A 19699-nucleotide genomic window follows, 5' to 3' on the forward strand; every position below is an offset into this window, starting at 1 on the left:
CAAACCTTATGAAAAAAATTAACAATTTAGTATTTGGAATAATGCTGTTTCCTTTAGCTGTTTTCGCACAGCAAATGGATTATTCGAAGGCAATTCCTTTTGATTCTAGTGTCAAAACAGGCAAGCTTGAAAACGGCTTAACGTATTACATCAAGAAAAATGCCAAACCAGAAAATAAAGTAGATCTTCGTTTGGTGGTGAATGCTGGTTCTATTCTTGAAGCCGATGACCAACAAGGATTAGCGCACTTTATGGAGCACATGTGTTTTAATGGAACCAAGCGTTTTCCAAAAAATCAGTTGGTTGATTATTTACAAAGTATAGGAGTGAAGTTTGGACAACATTTGAATGCGTACACTAGTTTTGATGAGACAGTTTATTTTTTACCAATTCCATCAGACGTTCCTGAAAAATTAGAGAAAGGATTCCAAATTATAGAAGACTGGGCGTTCAATACGGTTTTGACTCCAGAAGAAATTGACAAAGAAAGAGGCGTAGTCTTAGAAGAATATAGATTGGGATTAGGAGCAGGAAAAAGAATGCAAGGACGCTATATTTCAAAAATGATGCATGATTCTCATTATGCGGAGCGTTTGCCAATAGGTCAAAAAGAAGTTCTAGAAAAATTCAAGTACCAATCGCTAATTGATTTTTACAAAGATTGGTACCGACCTAATTTGATGAGTGTAATTGTGGTAGGTGATATTGATGTGGCCGAAATGGAGCAAAAAATTATTTCGCACTTCTCCACTTATAAAAATCCAGCTAAGGAAAAACCAAGAAAGATTTACGATGTGCCCAATCACAAAGAAACTTTTGTAGCTGTCGAAAGTGATAAAGAAGCTTCAAGCGCGCAAGTACAATTGCTTTATAAAGATTACGGAGCTCCAAAGCAAGTGGTAACAGTAGGGGATTTTAAAAACTCTTTGGTTGAGGGATTATTCTCGACATTATTGAACACGCGATTAGATGAACTTACAAACTCAGCTACACCTCCCTTTACTTATGGATATTCATACTACGGAGGCACTTTTGCCAGAAATAAAAAAGGATATCAATCTGTGGCAATGTCTCAAGAGGACAAACAACTAAGCGCCTTGAAAGTTTTAGTAACAGAGAATGAAAGAGCCAAGAAATTTGGATTTACGCAAGGCGAGTTAGAGCGTGCGAAATTAGAGTTTCTTGCCTCTATAGAAAAAGCATACAATGATAGAGAAAAAACAAATTCAGTGAATTTTGTAGGGGAGTATCAAGCTAATTTTTTAGAAAAAGAACCAGTTCCTGGAATTGAATGGACGTACCAAACGATGAAACAGGTTATGCCTTTGATTACTTTAAAGGACGTAAATAGTTTAATTAAAGATTATGTGAAAGAAGACAACCGTGTCATTATTCTTACTGGTCCTGAAAAAGAAGGTCTGAAAAAAGTGACAGAACAACAAGTTCTTGATGCTTTGAAAGTAAATGCCGAGGATCTTAAGCCTTATGAAGATGCTGCCGTTGCAACAAGTTTGATACGAAACGAAGTAAAACCCGGTACTATTGTTAGCCGTGAGAACAATGCTAAAATTGGTACAAAGACACTAGTCTTATCTAATGGTGTGAAAGTGACGTATAAGAATACAGATTTCAAAAATGATGAAGTTCTTTTTGAAGCAGTGAGTCTTGGAGGAACTAATTTATACTCTAATGAGGATATGAAAAAAGTTCAATTTGCCAATGGCGCTTTATCAGAGGCCGGATTTTCAGGACTAAAATTGAATGATATTAATAAATTTATGACGGGTAAAATAGCGCGTGTAAATCCATATATTGGAAATACAACAGAAGGTTTACGTGGAAATGCTACTCCAAAGGATTTAGAATATCTTTTCCAAATGACGCATGCTTATTTCACTGATTTGAATATGGATGTGACTGCTTTTGATGGTTACAAACAAAAACAGGCTTCTTTCTTTAATAATATGGCTTCGACTCCTTCATTTTATTTTCAGCAAGAGTTTTATTCGTATTTAAATAAAGAAAATCCAAGATTTAACGGGTTGATTCCTAATGAAAAAACATGGGGAGAAACGGATTATGCATTAGCCTATAAGAAATACAAAGAGCGTTTTGCCAATGCGGCTGATTTTGAGTTTTACTTTGTAGGTAATATTGATGATAAAGCGATGGAAGGGTATGCAGTTAAGTATTTAGCCTCTTTACCTGCTACTGACAAAAAAGAAAAAGCAGCAGATTTAGGATATAGAATGCTAAAAGGGGACCTAAAAAAAGTAGTTAATAAAGGAACAGATCCTAAGAGTACTGTCACTATTATGTATTATGGTGATGCAACATATTCCGCTAAAGATGCGATGAGCATGCAAGCATTAGGAGAAGTTTTGACTATTAAACTAATTGAGCAATTGCGCGAAAATGAAAGTGGTGTTTATGGGGTTTCTGCAAGAGGGAGTTTGAGTAAAATTCCAAATGCAATGTACAGTTTCACTATTGGTTTCCCTTGTGGACCGGATAATGCGGAGAAATTGACAGCTTCGGCTTTAAAAGAATTGCAGAACATTATTGATAATGGTCCAGATGAAAAAGATGTAGCTAAATTCAAGGAAGGTGAATTGGCTGATTTCAGAAAAGACAGTAAAGAAAACAGGTATTGGTTGTCTAATTTCACAAGGTCATACACGAATGGCAACAGTCCAGAAGATGTATTGAAATTTGAAGAAATGGTCAATGCAGTTACTGCTAAGGATCTTCAGAATATTGCAAAAAAATATCTTACTAAAGATAAGGTAATTGGAATGTTGATGCCGGAAAAAAAATAAACCGACACATTATGAAACTAAAAACCTGCTAAAATGGACTTTAGCAGGTTTTTTTATGTTGTAAATTTCTGGGTTGAATTATTTAAAACAAACAGGAATAATTTCCCCTTTTGCCAAACAATATTTTTCTACTAATTCAGGGGCGATTTTGTTGGTGTAATCTTCTTCAATTACTTTAAACCCTATGCTGCGTAATTTGTCAAAATAATCAAAGCCGTAAATACGAACGTGATCGTATTGCCCAAAGATTTTAGCGCGTTCTTTTTGGTCTGTAATAGAATCATCTGCAAATGTTACGGCTCTTTTTAAATCCTGTGGAATTTGCAAAATTGCCATTCCACCAGGTTTCAATACGCGATACAATTCTTGCATGGCTTTTGTATCGTCTGGAATATGTTCTAAGACGTGATTACACAAAATAACGTCATATTGATTGTCCTGAAAAGGCAAATTACAAATGTCTGCTTTTACATCCGCCAAGGGCGAAAATAAATCGGTTGTGGTGTAGTCTAGGTTTTTCTGGTTTCGAAACAATTTATAAAAAGCTTGTTCCGGTGCAAAGTGCAAGACTTTTTTCGGAGCCGTAAAAAAATCGGTTTCTTCATTTAAATACAACCAAAGCAATCGGTGTCTTTCCAGTGAAAGTGTACTTGGCGAAAGCACGTTATTGCGTTGTGTTTCGTATCCATAAGGCAACATCGATTTGAAACTTTTTCCGTCAATAGGATCAGCGAATTTTGTTCCTTTTAAAGTAAAGGCAATAATAGGACGGGCTACATAACTCAGCCTGATTAATAAAGGACGAGGAATAGTATTGAGTATTAATTTAAAAATTTTTTTCATATTTGTTTCACAGAGATTCACAAAGATGGCTCAAAGATTCGCTAAGTTTATCTTTTGGAATCTGAAGGCGTATTTATAAATCTTTTTATGTTGTTTTTTAAAATTGTACTATTGTAATTTATTAATAATCCTAGAGGATAATTGCCAAGTTTTAAATACGTTAGTATTTGAGCGAAATGTACGGCAGTATAATTTTCTACTGTTTTTAATTCGATTACTAATTTGTCCTCAACAAGTAAGTCTATTCTATATCCTTGGTCAAGTCTGATTTCCTTATATTTTATTGGAAGTGTTATTTCTTTTTCAACTTTAAAGCCTGCATTTTGAAGTTCATAAAAAAGACATGTTTGCTAAGCAGATTCTAAAAGACCCGGACCCAATTGTCGATGTACTTCAATGGCTAATCCAATTACTTGATAAGAAAGTGCATTTAAATCATCGCTTAAGTCATTATCTTTATTTTCCATTTTCTTCGATGCTAAAAATACTAAAAAACTTTGCGAATCTCTGGGTATCCTTTGCGAATATTTGTGTAATAACTTAGATTACCAACGGTACTTTTCTAAACTCATCCTCTTCATTACTCACAATTCCTAATGCTTTGTACACGTAGGCAAAAGTCGACAGAATCTCTGGTTTTCCATCAATAATAGCAACATCATGCTCGAAATGGGCAGATGGTTTTCCATCAGCGGTTGTGATAGTCCAGCCGTCTTTGTGTTGTTTGATGTTTCTAGTTCCTTGGTTGATCATTGGTTCAATAGCGACCACCATTCCTTCTACAAAAAGTTTTCCTCTTCCTTTTTTGCCATAATTAGGCATTTCAGGGTCTTCGTGCATTTTTTGACCCACGCCGTGACCTACAAGTTCCCGAACGACGCCGTAACCGTGTGCTTCAGTATATTTTTGGATTGCATTTCCTACGTCCTCAACACGATTTCCTAATCGGAGTTCGCGGATTCCTATATATAATGATTCCTTAGTAATCTGCAATAATTTTTTAGTTTCTGGGGTTACTTCACCTATTTCAAACGAGTATGCGTGATCGCCATGGTATCCATTTTTGTAAGCGCCACAATCCACAGAGATGACATCGCCACTTTCTAATGGTTTGTTATTTGGAATACCATGGACTACTTGTGAGTTTGGACTCATACAAAGGGAGTTTGGGAATCCATATAAACCAAGAAAACTAGGTTCTGCGCCATGGTCACGAATGAATTCTTCCGCTAATTTATCCAGATATAAAGTGGTAACTCCTTCTTTTATTTCAGAAGCAATCATTCCTAATGTTTTTGATACTATCAACGCACTTTCACGCATTAATTCTATTTCTTCACGGGATTTTACAATAATCATAATTTCGAATTTTCAGAGTGCAAAAATACAATTTTATAAATTAGTTAATCCGGATTAGCCATTATTTTAAAAAGTTCTGAATTGGAAATGTAAAATCGATTCTCCAAGGCTATTTTTGAAAGACGTGCAATCACTAAATTATTCTCTCGAGTATTGATTAAAAATAAAGAGCTTTCGCCAAAAGAAAACAAGCGTTCCTCTGAATTTAACATCGTCAGATTGTCTTGAACCAGCCCTTTGATTAGTTCTTTTTGCCTCAAAAGTGATTCAATTTCCATTTTTTGAGCATTGATTTTATTGCTCAATTGTACTTTTTCAAGATCCAAAGCAAATTCGGTTTCCTGTACCTTAAACTTCGCTAATTTCAAACTTCCACGCTCTTTTCGCAGAAATAACGGGAAGTAAAAATCCAATCCAATTTTATAATCCTGAAATTGGTAATTATCAATATAGCTCGGTTCTGATAGATAAGAATATCCTACGTCAATTTTTGGTAAAAGCATGTTGGCTTTTAACTTTTTTTCCACGTTCAGCATATCAATTTTACTTTGCAGGGCGTTGATTTTTGGATGGTTGGTAATAGAGAAATCAGCGTTTAGCAAATCATTCGTTTTTAAACTTTCTTGTATTGTGAATTCCAGTTGTATTTCGGGAATCAGTTCGTCAGATAATTCAAGTGGAATGTTGTTTTCTAACCAAAGGAAATTAGACAGTTCTAATTTGGCTTTAGCCAATTTAAGCTCAGAATCTTCTAAGTTTAATATTCGGTTTTTTACAATAATCCCAGCTTCAACACTGTCTATTGACGGTTTGTCTCCTTGCTGGATTAGTGCTTGTATTCCTTTGAACCTTATTTGCGCATTACTATTGTACTCCTCATACAATTGCACTTCGTTGAAATTTCTCTTCCAATTAAAATACGCCAAAGAGGCATCATACAATACCGCAATAGCTTTCAATTTTCGTTCTGCCTGACTGAGTTGCATTTGCATTTTTGCTTTTCGAACATCAGCCATTCTTTGATTAATAAATAGCCCTTGACCTAGCGGTACTGTGATGCCAAGCGAGGTTAATCCTTGATTAGGTACTGTGTTTTCAGGATTTAGATAAATACCCTCGTTGTTGTCAAAGCCTGCCTTAATTTCGATTCCATACCAAGTAGGAATTTTGAAACTGCTGTTCAAAATTGAATAATATTCCTTGTCTTTAAATTGTTTTTGGCTAAAGTCGACCTCGATTTTTGGATCAAATCCACCTCTGGCCATCATCAAGTTAGCTTGTGCTTTATTGATTTCTAAATTGGCAGTTTTTACCAGAGGATGATATTTCTTGACATAACCGAGAAACTCAGTGTAGGTGAATTCTTTTGAGGGACTATTTTGCGCTGTGACAGCAAACCCAAAGAATAAAAACGCTAAAAATACATCTTTCATTACTTCTTTTCTTTTGTGGTTTTAGGAGCGGGTTTGTAATAATTAGGTGGAAATCCGTTTAAGGTTCTCCATAATTCAAACCACACAGGAACGTTGTTTAGTAAAGCAATAGTTTGTGCACCTGCTCCTATGCTTAGTTGTTTAGGCCACTGATCTTCATTTTTGTCCGGTGCTATTAATACGCGGTATTTACCGTTATCGCTTATGAAATTTTCAATGGCAACAATTTCGCCACCAAAAGTTCCATAAGACATATTTGGCCAGCCTGAAAATACGATCGTCGGCCACCCATCAAACCAAACTCTGACTTTTTCGCCTTTAATTAACAAAGGCAAATCAATTGGATTCACAAAAGTTTCAACAGCAATATCATAATCGGAGGGCATGATGGTTGCTATAGGTGTTCCTTCCTTAATGGTCTCTCCAATACCGGATTGAATGGCTCTATTGACATAACCGTTTTGTGATGCTTTAATGTAATACATTCCATTTCTAATGCTATAATTTGCATATTGATTTTGGAGTTTATTCACTTGGGCATCCGTATCGAATTGACTGCTTAACGCGGTAAATTTATCACTATTGGCTTTTGAAACTTTCTCTGCATACTCAGCGCTTATCCTGTTTATTTCAACTTTAGCATTAATTAATTCGTTTTTACTGGTTAGAAATTTGTTTTCCTGAGTAATAATTTTGGCTTCTACTTCCTGTAATTTCAGTCTTTTTTCTTCAATATCTGTCAGTGGTTTTAACCCTTCTTTATTCAGAGTAACGGAACGGTTGTATTGCGTGTTCGCTATTTTTAGCTGTGTTTTTACAGCAACTAAATCCATACTATCACTCTTTATTTTTAAAAATGATTGTTTGATTTTGTTTCGTGCTTGTTCCAGTTTTAGGACTTTTTCCCTTTCGATGGCTTGAATCTGTCCCGTTAAAGTACTTACCTTCGATCCATAAGATTGCAACGATTGTTTCTTGGCATCTATTTGTCTTTTGGTGTTTTGTACTAAGTTTGGATCCATATAATCCTCTTTTATTTCCGAGATAAATACAATGGTGTCCCCTTTTTTGACAAAATCACCTTCTTGTACATACCATTTTTCAAGTCTACCAGAGATTACACTTTGAATCGATTGTGGTCTTTGGTCTGGTTGTAATGTGGTGACGCTTCCAGTTCCGGAAATATTTTGTGTCCAAGGCAGAAATAGTGCTACTACAGCCACAATAGATACACCTGCAATTATTTTATTTAAAATTTTATAATGAGGTCTGTTCGTGAGGTTTTTAACAGTGTCGTAGCGGTCAAGAGGCTGCAGTTTTGTTTTATTATTAGATATGTTTAGCATGGCTAATTATTTTTTAAATCAAGTTGAATTGCCCCATTTTGCATGGTGATGCTGCGAGTACATTTGGTTTTCCAATACGGATTCTTCGAAGAAACGATGATCGTCCATTTGTGTTTATCCGAAGTGATGAAGTCAATAATTTGATTCGCCACTTTGTCGTCCATCTTATCAGTTGGATCTTCGTAGAACAGTATTTTGGGATTGTGGAGAATACTGCGTGCTAACAATACTTTTTGAGCATTAGAAGAGGATAATTGTTTTCCTTCTGGAAAAATATGGGTCTCGAGACCTTTTGGCAATGATTTAATGAAGGATGAAAGTTGGACTCCGTCAAGAACTGCTTTTAAATTTTCAGTATTTAAAGCAGTGTCATTGAAAGTAATGTTGTCTAATAGCGTTCCTTCAAATAGCGTTTCACCGTAGATAATACCTCCAATTTGGGAACGGTATTGCTTCAGGTTTATTTTTTTAAAGGTATCATCGTTAATGAAAAAAGATCCAGATGTGGGTTGTAACAAACCAGATAATATTCGAATGAGTGTTGTTTTTCCAGAGCCATTTTCTCCTTCGATTGTAATTCTTTCTCCCTGTTGGATTTTTAAGGTTAGCGCATTTAATATTTGTCCGGTAGAATCAGGGAATTTGAAGCTAAGGTTTTCTGTTTCTAATGAGATATTTGCATAACAGGTATCACTTTTAAAAGAGGCTTCCTCTTCTAATTCTAGATCCGTTACTTGGCCTATTTTTTCAATGGAAGTCAGTACATCATAGAATGTTTCTAGTCCAACTATTATTTTTTCGACCGAATTGATAACCATTAAAATAATGATTTCAGCGGCCACAAATTGTCCAATATTCATTTGTTGTGACAAAACTAAAAAACCACCCATAGCGAGTAAACTCGCAGTGATGACCATTTTAAAAATAATCAATTGCGTGAATTGTCTTTTGATTACATTAAAATGTTTTTCTCTATTAGCTAAATAATCTGCAACTAGATTGTTATTTTTTTGCAATCCATAATTATAGTGGAAATCATTTTTGAAACTAAAATTGTTTCGTGCCATTTCTTGCAACCATCCAGCTACTTTGTATTTAAATTTAGATTCTTTCAGGCTCGTTTCTAGTCCAGATTTGAAAGAGAATTTAAAAATAAAATACAGAAGAAAAAACAATAAAATACCAAATAATATAAAGTAGGGATGGTATAAGGATAATAAGAGCAAACCGAAAACGATTTGCAACAAAGCTGCAGAAAAATCTATTAGTAACTTTGAAGTTCCTTTTTGAATGGTCATCGTATCAAAAAAACGATTGGCTAATTCTGGAGGATAGCTATTGTACAACTCCTCCATTTTTATTTTTGGCAAACGAGCTGCGAATTCAAATGAAGAGCGAACAAATATTTTTTGTTGCAAGTTTTCTGTGATTCGCAATTGCATCAGTGATAAGACTCCAACTAATGCTACGCCAAAAACCACTAAAACAATTAAAACGATCCACGAAGCGCTGACTCTTCCTGATTGAATCAAGTTTGTGATTGCCTGAATTCCTAAAGGCAAAGATAAGCTGACTAATCCTGCGAAAATGGCATAGAAAAATATTTGATAAACATCCTTTCGGTCTAAAGCGAGTAAGTTGTAAAATCTTTGTAATGGCGTGTTTTTCATTGTATATTATTTTGTAATTCTTTGAACTAAATCAATGTAGAAATCAGTGGGAGAAATAGTTTCATTACAATTGGTTATCGTTTTTAAATGATTTTTTAAAAAATGTTGATGCAAGGCACCTTCCACGATGGATGAAGCTAAACTTTTAGCAAATTTATAGTCAGGATTTACTGCTACTATCATTTCGACAATTCTATTTATAACTCTTTTATAAACTAGGAAAACGCCCTCTTTATTTTCCTCATCTACCTCCTTAGTTAAGATTGTTTTAGTAAATTCTGAAATTATAATTTTGTTTAAAATAGCCTCGTTTATGTGTGCTGTAGACGAATCATCCTCTATTTTCTCTGTTACAATGGTAAGTGCTTTTTTTAATTTTTCTAGAGGATCAGGTAGATTATTTGTTGCGAAAACTAATCTATATTCTATCCAACCCCAATACCAAGAAGATAAATATAACATTAATTTGTGTTTACTTTCAAAATACCTATAAATCGAACTTTCGTTCGAACCGATACTTTCACCTAATTTTTTGAAAGTAAAGCTTTCAAAACCAATTTGGTCAATCATTAAGATACTATGCTCAATAATTTTCTTGCCTAAAGGAGAAGTTTCAGGATTCTTCACATAAAGGGTGTCGTTGACCGTGATTATAATGTTTGTTAAAATAGAATTCATATGTACTAATTTTAGTAAGATGCTGCAGGTTGGAAATTCGCTATAATTTTTTGTTACTGACGATAAAGTCAAGTGCAATTAAAAATTAAAATACTCATTTATATTGCTCTCTTACAAATTAATTTTCAAACCAAAGTTTAAATTTTTCATATCTTGAAGTTCTGGTTTTATTTTGTTATCCTTTAAATCTAGATACTTTAAGTGGTCTAATGGTTTTAGTACAGGTATCGTTTTAAAGTCATTATTGTTCAAGTATAAATATTCTAGGTTTTTAAAAGCTAAAATTTCACTTGGAAGTGATTTTAAGTGGTCGTTTTCTAAGTGCAATGATTTTAAATTGGGTAATTTAGCTAAGATATTTAGTGTCTTAGGTAGGTTCATGTTTTTCTCATCATTTAAAAAAATCTCTTCTAATTTAGTCAAATTTGAAAACTCGCTTGGTAATTTGCTAAAATCATTTCCGCTCAAATCGATTATTTTTAGCGATTTTAGTCTTGCTATTCCTGTTGGGATCTCTTTTAAATGATCGTTTTTAAGATTAAGATATTCAAGATTAATAAACTTTGACCAATCAATATCATTTAGTTTTAGGGTTTGATTACTCAAGTTGAGTTTAAAAATCATTTCAGGGTTTTTTAAGGCTTCTTCAATATTATTGTATTCTTTATTGCGATCAAACTTAATTTGACCAAACAGTGCATTTGTACCAACAAGTAAAAATGCCAAAATTAAGTTCTTTTTCATTTTCTATATTTTTTTTAAATTAGTCGCAAATATAATAGTATTACTATTAACAATGAAGTTTTATTTTAGATAATATGTTTCTGCTTTTGATTTTCTGCTCTTTTTTCTATTGAGTTTACAATCCCAACGTTACTTTTAAAAATAGATCTAAGTGTTTACGCTTATTATAATGATCTATTATTCATCAATAATGAGCGGAGTGCTTTCCCTTCGTTCCCCCTTTTGTTTTTTTAAATTTTAAGGAATTTTTCTTGGTGCCAAACAGAAAAATCATGTTTATGTGCCATTAGTTCGTATTTTTCTTCTTAGTAAAATCTAAATTTACTAGTGTATTTACGATCAATCCATTGTTATTTTGAAAAACGTTCTTTTGTTCAATTTCTCTTCCAAGTTGTACTCTCTGGTTCAAATAACCACCTTCCATCCTGAAAGTATTGTTAAACCTATAGCCGAGCAGCAGCCCAATTCGATTTTGATCAAATATATTTTCGTTTACATTTTTGCCAAATCCAATTAGAATTTCGTTATAAGCTGCCAAATAAGGTGTTTTATTTGTAATTTCAGTTCCTTTTAATGGCATTTGTACTCTAAAAAGATACCTAAAACGATTTAATAATAAGTAGTCATCCTCCACAGTTAGGGCTGGATTTGTATACCTTCCCACAAATCGTTGTTCTAGCATAAAACGATGTGATACTTCAAATTTTGAAATTTTATCAGTTAAAGTAGCCATTTGAAAAATTCTATGTTCCGTAAAATCCTTCCCTTGACCATTAATGGCATAGTCACCATAAGGATATGTTTCTATCCATGCGTAACCCAGCCGCAATTGTAACTTTGGATTAGCTTGATAGTTTAATCCAACTCGCAAGAGCCCTTGTTGTTTGTCCGTAATATAATGGTCTCGGCGCCATTGATATTCGGAGTGTATGCTGTATTTTTCAGCGATTTTAAAAGTCCCAAAATAATTGTACCAAGCTATTTGATTGTGGTCTTGTAATCTCGTGTTCTGTGAATAAGCATTGTTTAAAAACAGTATGATTATGAAGAGGGACAGTAGTTTTCTCATGGTTTAAATTAGTTGTAACTATGCTAAAATATAAATTCAGCATGGTTTTAGTACTCTTTAGCTACTTTTTTAGCGGTAATTTAAGAAGTGTTTCTTGCAAAAACTCTACTTTTCCGGTTTGTATATCGTAGACTGCGCCAACAATTAATATTTCACCATTCACGTATTTTTTATGCAAAATAGGTTCTAAGTCTCGCAAGTTATAAACTTGATCAATAACGTTTTGTCTTACGGCATTATTTACGGGATCACCGGGTAAATGTGCACATTTAGCTACTGCTGGTTTTATTTCATTAATCAATGTTACAATGTGGCCAGGAACATCTTCCGGTCGCTCTACTGCAGTTGCTACTGCGCCGCATTCCGTATGTCCTAGAACAACAATTAACTTGGTTTTTAATTTGAGCGTAGCAAACTCCATACTGCCGTAGGAAGCAGCTGCCGAAACTTGACCTGCAGTCCTAATGATAAATAAATCTCCTAAACCTTGATCAAAAATCATTTCGTTAGGAACTCTTGAGTCTGAACAACCAACTATTGTTGCAAAGGGTGCTTGTCCACTTTCAAGTTTTTTTATCGTTACCATATCCTGCCTAGGCTTTAAGCTTTTTCCTTCTACAAAACGTTTATTGCCGCCAATTAATTTTTTTAAAGCTATTTTTGGATCAGCATAAGCGGAATCTCTATCCACTAGATAATGTTCTCTGCTCCATTGCATGGAATCGACTGCAACTTTTTTTCCTCTGTTTTTTACACTTTTCTTTTCTTGTGAATAGGAGGTTGTTCCTATACAAAAGCACACTAAAAATAAAATTACTTTTTTCATGATTTTTAATTATTAGAGTTAAACATTTGAATTTGAAACAAAAATAATTAAAAATAATAGCATTACTATCGATTATGAAATTTTAACTTTTATTTATAAAAAAAAGCCACTCGATTTGGAATGGCTTTGTATCTCAACAATATTTAAATTTTGTTTAAAGTAGCGAATGACAGGTCATTACTTCCGGTTTTTCAACTCCCATTAACTCCAAGATGGTTGGGGCAATATCACCCAGAACGCCATCGTAAATGGTTCTGATTTCTTTGTCTACCAAAATGATAGGAACTGGATTTGTCGTATGTGCCGTATTTGGACTTCCATCAGGATTGATCATTGTTTCACAATTTCCATGATCAGCAATTACGATAGTCGTATAGTTGTTTTCTAGCGCAGCTGTAATCACTTTTTCGACGCATTTATCAACTGCTTCACAGGCTTGTATGGCAGCACTCATGATTCCAGTATGTCCTACCATGTCCCCATTAGCAAAATTAAGACAAACAAAATCAGCTTCCCCTTTGTAGAGTTCGGGAATAAGTGCATCAGTCAATTCAAAGGCACTCATTTCCGGTTGTAAATCATAAGTGGCAACCTTTGGAGAGTTTTTTAGAATGCGGCTTTCGCCAATAAAGGGCTGCTCTCTTCCACCAGAAAAGAAGAAAGTCACGTGTGGATATTTTTCCGTTTCGGCAATGCGAATTTGTTTTTTATACGCTTTTTCTAAAACTTCACCAAGAGTTTCCGTTAGGTTGTCTTTATTGTAGACGACTTTTACGTTTTGGTACGTGTCGTCATAATTGGTCAACGTGACGAAATATAAATTGAGTTTGTGCATGTTTTGCTCATGACAATCGATTTGCGTCAATACTTCTGTTAATTCTCTTCCTCTATCGGTTCTAAAATTAAAGAAAATAACCACATCATCTTCTTCAATTGTGGCTATTGGTTTGTCATTTTCATCCACGATAACCGTTGGATGTATAAATTCATCAGTTACATTGACTTCATAACTTTCTTCGATAGTAACAACTGCATTGGTTGAATGGGTTCCAGTTCCGTTTACTAATAAATCGTAGGCAAGTTTTACCCTTTCCCAACGTCTGTCTCGATCCATTGCATAATAGCGTCCTATTACAGAAGCCAGTTTTACGGTAGTAGTAGCTATATAATCTTGTAAATCTTGAATGTAATGTTTGCCAGATTTTGGATCTACGTCACGACCGTCAGTGAAGGCGTGGATGAATACTTTTTGTAAACCGTGTCGTTGTGTAACGTCAATCAAACCTCTTAAATGAGACGTGTGAGAGTGCACTCCACCATCGGATACTAGACCTAAAAAGTGAACTTTTTTGTTGTTTATTTTTGCATATGTGAAAGCATCAACTAAAACTTGCTCTTTTGACAAAGTATCGTGTGCAACAGCAAGATTAATTTTGGCTAAATCCTGATATACGATTCGCCCCGCACCAAGATTCATGTGGCCCACTTCACTATTCCCCATCTGTCCCTCAGGTAGTCCAACATTTAAGCCGTCCGTTCGAAGTTGAGCACTGGGATAATTTCTATATAAACTGTTAATAAAAGGTACATTAGCATTATCGATAGCAGAAACCTTTGGGTCAGGAGATTTACCCCAACCGTCCAAAATCATAAGAATTACTTTTTTATTCATTGCAAATTTATTTTAAGCAAAGATAAAGCATTTCTAAAAATGTTCAAAGGAATGGAAATCACTATTATAGATTTGGCGGTGAACAATAACAAATAGTGAATATTTGGTTGTGGATGGTTCTGTTTTTTAAAATTAATGCATTTAGAATTTATTTTTCACCTCATTGTAATCGATGAAATACCGCACGCTTATAGAGAAAATATGGTTTAATGCTTCATTCGTGAGAAGGCTCGTAACATTACTCGTGAATTCTTTATTGATATTCCTTTCAAAGGCACCCGCATTATTTCGGTATAAAACCGATACTTGGCTCCCCGGCGCAAACCACCAAGTATAGGACAAGTCTGCATTCCAAGAATAAAAACTTGAGTTTTTATTTGCGGTGTATCCGGTAAAATCTTCTAATCTTCCGTTTTGTTCTAAGGATAAAGCATTTTTGTTTTCGGCATACGACCAGTAATGACGCAGTGCAATGTTAAAGGTCATTTGGCTGTTTAGTGCGTACTTCCCAGAAAGGGTATTGGAATACGTTATTACATTTCTATTCGCAAAGACGATTGTGTTTGGCGTAGCTGCATTCATATCGTCATTGATGCTGTCAATGTATCCTTTATTATTGTTTTGTCTGAAAAAATTGAAGTTGTAGTTTAGGGATAATTTATCGCTAAATCGATACCGTGGACCAACGGAAAAACCGTAAGAATTTCGACCAGGCTCATCAAAAACGGCATAGGAAGGATTAAAATCAATGGCAAAAGGATTGTTGTAATTAGTAGAAATATAAATAAATCCGCCAATTTTCGTGGGTCTGATAACAAATCGATTCGTTGCCCTTGGTTCGTAATAATCATAGGTTTCTATGGGATTAGCGTCCATTCCTAATCCGAAATAATGATTTTTTTTGTCATTTGAGTTAATCTGAATATTAATATTATTGGATTGAATTTTACCCGTTTCTTTTTGAAACTGAGAGTAAGCATTTATTCTAGCATTAAAAGAGTTGAAATACTTGGTTGGATTCAAAATTCTATAACTTGAATTGCCATAAATACTGTAATAATTAGTTTCGAAATTAATACCCAAATCGTTATTGTCAAAATCCTTAGTGGTAATGTCTGCACCAACTCCATAGCGGAATTTTCCGCTCGTTTCTGAGAAGTTCAATTGGGAATTAATCCCTTTTTTAGCATCAATACTATTGACATAACTGTACTTGAAATCACCAGCAAGATTGTACGTGTTTTTCTTGGTATTCAAATCCCAAACTAATGCGGTCACATTTCCATCTCGAAAACTTCCATTTCGTGTCACATTAGTATTTACAAACGCGATAGAGGAATTTTTGCGAAAGCGTTGGTCTAAAACCAATACGTTGTAATTTGCGAGTGGTTCTACTACTTCTTTCCTAGTTTGTTGTGTGCTCTTATTGAAAATGGTTGCGTAAGTTTTTTCAGTGACCGCATTTAAAATTCCAACTCCTAATCCGTTTTTAGTCCTTCCTGATACTTTTAAAGCATTGATAAGATTAACACTTGCAGGATTGTCAATAATTTCTTCATTCGCTTCAGGGCTTGGATAATTGATTGGGTTTCCACCAATTCGTCTCGAGTAAACTAAATTTCCTTTGCTAAACAAGTCTGTTCCCTCGGTGAAAAAGGGTCTATTTTCGTTAAATTGTTGCTCAAATGGTCCTAAGTTCAGGATTTGATCATCGTATTTCGTTTGGCCAAAATCAGGTATAAGAATCATATCTAGCGTAAAAGCGTCGTTTATTCCATATTTTAAATCCAATCCGCCTTTAAGTGTTCCGTACGTTTTTTGTGCGGCATTTGCATTGACGTAAAAAGAAGAATACGGCAAAAGAAAGAGTCTGGTAGGAGGTTTTATATTTTCAATTCCTTCTAGAACACCAGTTTGTTGGGTAAAGGTTCCCAGTTTTGAATCAATGAAATTCCAAGTGTATTTAAAACGGTCACGTCTTATTTCTCTAAAAAAATTAAGGCCCCAAGTTTGTTTATTTTCTGCTGAAAAACGCAATGCAGCATAAGGAATACGCATTTCTACAACCCAACCTTTATCAGTAATCACAGCTTTACTTTTCCAGACAGCATCCCAGGAATAATCCTCCCCATTGGTATCGGTCGTAATACAATCAGCCTGACCATCGGCGGCATTTACAAAAAATTGAAAATCTTGCTGTCCGTCATTAAAACCATTAATAAAAACACCAAAAAGATCAGATGTCCCAAAATTATCCCGTTGGGTGATTTCTTTCAGGATTTTTTCAGGATTTTCATCGTTTAGTATCGCACCAATATAAATAGCATCATTGTCATATAATACTCTAATTTCAGTTTTCTTATTTTCGGGAATTGGTTTGCCATTATCAGGCTCAAACATGATAAAATCAGAAGCTATCGCAGCTGATTGCCATATTGGCTCCTCTAGTTTTCCATCAATTTCAATTTTTTCCGAAATGAATTTAGTTTGGAGTACTTTTTTTTGGCTATAGCCAACAAAGGATAGTAAGAGAAAACAAAATAGAAATTGGTTCTTCATGAAGCGATTGATTGATTGATGATTGATGCTATAATATAAAAACCAAAATAGCTTCAAGGCAGCAAACGCCATTTCACTCCAAAGGTTGCCTAATAGACTTCATTTTTAATGGAATGTTACAGTTTAATTTAAAAAATTTAAAATTTGTTCTTAACGGAATTGTAGTCAATAAAATAGCGAATGCTAATAGAAAACACATTAGTAAGGTCGCTATTAAAGATGTTTTTGATATTTTTTGATAAATCTTTTTCGACTACACTAGCTCTTTCTAATCCATAACTACGATATAAAATGGAGATTTCGCTTCCAGGAGCAAACCACCAAGAATAGGACAAATCGAAATTCCATGAATTAAAATTTCGGTCTTTATTTAAGGTGTAACTGGTATTTGGAGTTAAATAACCACTGTTTTGAAGCGTGAAAAAGTCGTGATTTTTAGAATACGACCAATAGTATCTGGCCGTTAAATTAATAGTCATTTTATTGTTCAACGAATATTTTCCAATAAGATCATTTTGAAGGATTTCACGATTGCGTTCTGCAAATACAACTCCAGAATTATCAAAGTCAACCCAACCGCGATCATTGTTCATTTTTGTGTATTCAGCTGCGTACGCTAACGAAAATTTGTCGTTGAAACGGTATTTTGGGCCGAGATAAAAACCATAACTATTTCGGCCTTTCTCGTTGTATCTTGTAAATGCAGGTTGTACAATTATTGTAAAAGGATTATTGTCGTTTGAGGTAAAATTGAATATGGTAATAATTTTTTCGGGAACAAAAACATATTTTCCATATTCACGTGGTTCGTAGAAATCGAATGTTTCGAAAGGTGAAAATTCGAGTAATAATTCCACAGTGTCATTGTCTAACGTTCTCGCTTTTATTTCGGTTCCAAAAGCCCCCGTTTGTAATTTTTTAGACGTGTTGTCCACTTCAAAATTTATGTATTCATTTATCCTGAAAGTATTGAAAACTTTAGTTGGGTTCACTATTCTGTAGCTTCCATGTGCATACCCATTGTGATAATTGGAATAAAAATTGATTCCTAAATCATTCACATCATAGTTTTCAGAAACATATTTTCCGGAAAATCCAAACCGATATTTTCCGCTTGTTTTTTCAAATCCAATTTCTGTTTTGAAACCATCGTAATCTTGTATAGTATTGATAGTATTGTATTTAAAGTCGCCATATAGATTATAGGTGTTCGCTTTAGTGTTTAAATCAAATAATAATGCTGAAACATTTGCATCTCTAAATTCGCCGTTTCGAGTAGTGTTTGCATTGACGAAGGTAATAGATGAGTTTTGATTGAATCGTTGGTCTAGAACAAACATATTATAATTTGTTAATGGTTCAATCACTTCCTTTCGTACTTGGCCATTAGTTGTATTCATAATTGTAGCCTTAGTTTTTTCAGTAACGGCATTTAAAAATCCAATTCCTAACCCTTTTTCAGTTCGTCCTGATATTTTTATGGCATTGATTAAATTGACTGTGCTGGGATAATTCGTAATTTCTTCCTGCTCGGTAATAGTTGGCTCTGTGCTGGGAGCGCCACCAATTCTTCGAGAATAGAACAAACTACCTTTGCTAAATAAATCAGTTCCCTCGGTAAAAAAAGGTCTATTTTCTTCAAATCTTTGTTCAAAAGGCAGTAGGTTTAAAATAGCATTGTCAAATTTTGTCTGTCCAAAATCAGGGACTAAAATTGCATCTAATGTAAAGGAATCGTTGATGCCGTATTTTAGATCTAATCCCGCTTTGAAAGTTCTGTCTGAACCAATATCGCTTTCTTGATAGTACGCTGATGTATACGGAATAAGAAAAAGGCGGGTGGGTGTTTGTATGCTTTCAATTCCTTCCAGGATTCCAGCTTGGGGTATTATGGCTCCAATTTTAGTATCTATGCGATTCCAAGTGTATTTTTGCACATCCCGCTTGATTTCCCGCATGAAGTTCAATCCCCAAATTTGTTTATCGGCTTTGGAAAATCGTAAAGCGGCATAAGGAATCTTCATTTCAATGGCCCAGCCAAATTCAGTAATCGTTACTTCGCTGTCCCAGATGGCATCCCAAGTAAAATCCTCATAATCTTCGGTGGCTAAACAATCCATTTGAACGCCTGCAGCACTGACAAAAAAACGAAAATCTTGCTGACCATCATTAAATCCATTAATGTAAACGGAGAAATGGTCGGAAACACCAAAAACATCTCTATTTGTTACCTCTCTCTGGATTTTATCGGGTTCATTATCGTACAGTAAGGCCGATATGTAAATGGCGTCGTTGTCATACAATACTTTTACTTCTGTTTTTTTATCAGTACTTATCGGTTTGCCGTTATCAGGTTCGAACATGATGAAATCCGAGGCAATTGCGGCTGATTCCCAAATTCTCTCATTCATTTTACCGTCGATTGTTATGTTTTCTGAGGTGGATTTTGCCTGCAACGTTTTTTTTTGGCTGTAAATTTCAAAACTGAAGAATAGTAAAAGAATAACAGTAAAAAAATATAATTTTGACATAATTTGGGGTTGTGTATAAACAAAAATAGAAAAATTAACATAGAAATTGCCTTTTTTATGATTAATCACTCAATAATTAATCTCAATTCTCGTTATTACAAGACTAAACTTTTGTTAAAGGCACTAAGTTTGATGAATTTTACTGTACGT

At 34.4% G+C, this 19699-nt stretch carries 14 protein-coding genes and 1 pseudogene; 1 reads left to right on the forward strand and 14 read right to left on the reverse strand.

The genetic code is table 11. The features are described from left to right. The first annotated feature begins 8 nt into the window (after positions 1–8). Positions 9–2819, forward strand: coding sequence for a M16 family metallopeptidase (locus BUC11_RS03320; protein WP_073351883.1), 2811 nt, complete (start codon positions 9–11; stop codon positions 2817–2819). 78 nt (positions 2820–2897) lie between these two features. Here BUC11_RS03320 and BUC11_RS03325 read toward each other — a convergent pair whose 3' ends face one another. The 14 genes and pseudogenes from BUC11_RS03325 to BUC11_RS03385 form a co-directional block, all read right to left on the reverse strand. After that, entirely contained in the window at positions 2898–3662 is a 765-nt protein-coding gene (locus BUC11_RS03325) for a class I SAM-dependent methyltransferase (protein WP_073351884.1), read from the reverse strand. Positions 3663–3709: 47 nt separating this feature from the next. Beyond that, positions 3710–4000: pseudogene (locus BUC11_RS03330) on the reverse strand (GxxExxY protein); the annotation flags it as partial. Between the two features lie 12 nt (positions 4001–4012). Continuing rightward, positions 4013–4129 (reverse strand): GxxExxY protein, encoded by a 117-nt coding sequence (locus BUC11_RS17315; protein WP_317041223.1) that lies wholly within the window; start codon positions 4127–4129, stop codon positions 4013–4015. 73 nt (positions 4130–4202) lie between these two features. Further along, positions 4203–5021 carry a type I methionyl aminopeptidase gene (gene map, locus BUC11_RS03335; protein WP_073351885.1) on the reverse strand — a complete coding sequence of 273 codons (819 nt, stop codon included), beginning with the start codon at positions 5019–5021 and terminating at the stop codon, positions 4203–4205. 44 nt (positions 5022–5065) lie between these two features. Next, on the reverse strand, positions 5066–6454 hold the full coding sequence (locus BUC11_RS03340) for a TolC family protein (protein ID WP_073351886.1): 1389 nt from the start codon (positions 6452–6454) through the stop codon (positions 5066–5068). Next, a complete protein-coding gene (locus BUC11_RS03345) occupies positions 6454–7800 on the reverse strand; it encodes an HlyD family secretion protein (RefSeq protein WP_073351887.1) in 1347 nt (448 codons plus the stop codon). The genes BUC11_RS03340 and BUC11_RS03345 overlap by 1 nt, the downstream gene beginning before the upstream one ends. Before the next feature lie 2 nt (positions 7801–7802). After that, positions 7803–9470, reverse strand: coding sequence for a peptidase domain-containing ABC transporter (locus tag BUC11_RS03350; protein ID WP_073351888.1), 1668 nt, complete (start codon positions 9468–9470; stop codon positions 7803–7805). A gap of 6 nt (positions 9471–9476) precedes the next feature. Continuing rightward, on the reverse strand, positions 9477–10148 hold the full coding sequence (locus tag BUC11_RS03355; RefSeq protein ID WP_073351889.1) for a TetR/AcrR family transcriptional regulator: 672 nt from the start codon (positions 10146–10148) through the stop codon (positions 9477–9479). Positions 10149–10259: 111 nt separating this feature from the next. Continuing rightward, positions 10260–10892, reverse strand: coding sequence for a leucine-rich repeat domain-containing protein (locus BUC11_RS03360; protein WP_073351891.1), 633 nt, complete (start codon positions 10890–10892; stop codon positions 10260–10262). Positions 10893–11178: 286 nt separating this feature from the next. Continuing rightward, positions 11179–11961 carry a DUF2490 domain-containing protein gene (locus BUC11_RS03365; RefSeq protein ID WP_073351893.1) on the reverse strand — a complete coding sequence of 261 codons (783 nt, stop codon included), beginning with the start codon at positions 11959–11961 and terminating at the stop codon, positions 11179–11181. Between the two features lie 61 nt (positions 11962–12022). Next, positions 12023–12787: a carbonic anhydrase gene (locus BUC11_RS03370; RefSeq protein WP_217651033.1), complete on the reverse strand. Its 765-nt coding sequence runs from the start codon at positions 12785–12787 to the stop codon at positions 12023–12025. A gap of 154 nt (positions 12788–12941) precedes the next feature. Beyond that, positions 12942–14459, reverse strand: coding sequence for a 2,3-bisphosphoglycerate-independent phosphoglycerate mutase (gene gpmI, locus BUC11_RS03375; protein ID WP_073351896.1), 1518 nt, complete (start codon positions 14457–14459; stop codon positions 12942–12944). 141 nt (positions 14460–14600) lie between these two features. Then, complete coding sequence (locus tag BUC11_RS03380; RefSeq protein WP_073352018.1) at positions 14601–17018, reverse strand: DUF5916 domain-containing protein; 2418 nt, start codon at positions 17016–17018, stop codon at positions 14601–14603. Positions 17019–17155: 137 nt separating this feature from the next. After that, positions 17156–19549 carry a DUF5916 domain-containing protein gene (locus tag BUC11_RS03385; protein WP_073351898.1) on the reverse strand — a complete coding sequence of 798 codons (2394 nt, stop codon included), beginning with the start codon at positions 19547–19549 and terminating at the stop codon, positions 17156–17158. Positions 19550–19699 lie beyond the last annotated feature (150 nt).

The organism is Flavobacterium xanthum (genome assembly GCF_900142695.1).
In the GTDB taxonomy this organism is placed as follows: Bacteria; Bacteroidota; Bacteroidia; order Flavobacteriales; family Flavobacteriaceae; genus Flavobacterium; species Flavobacterium xanthum.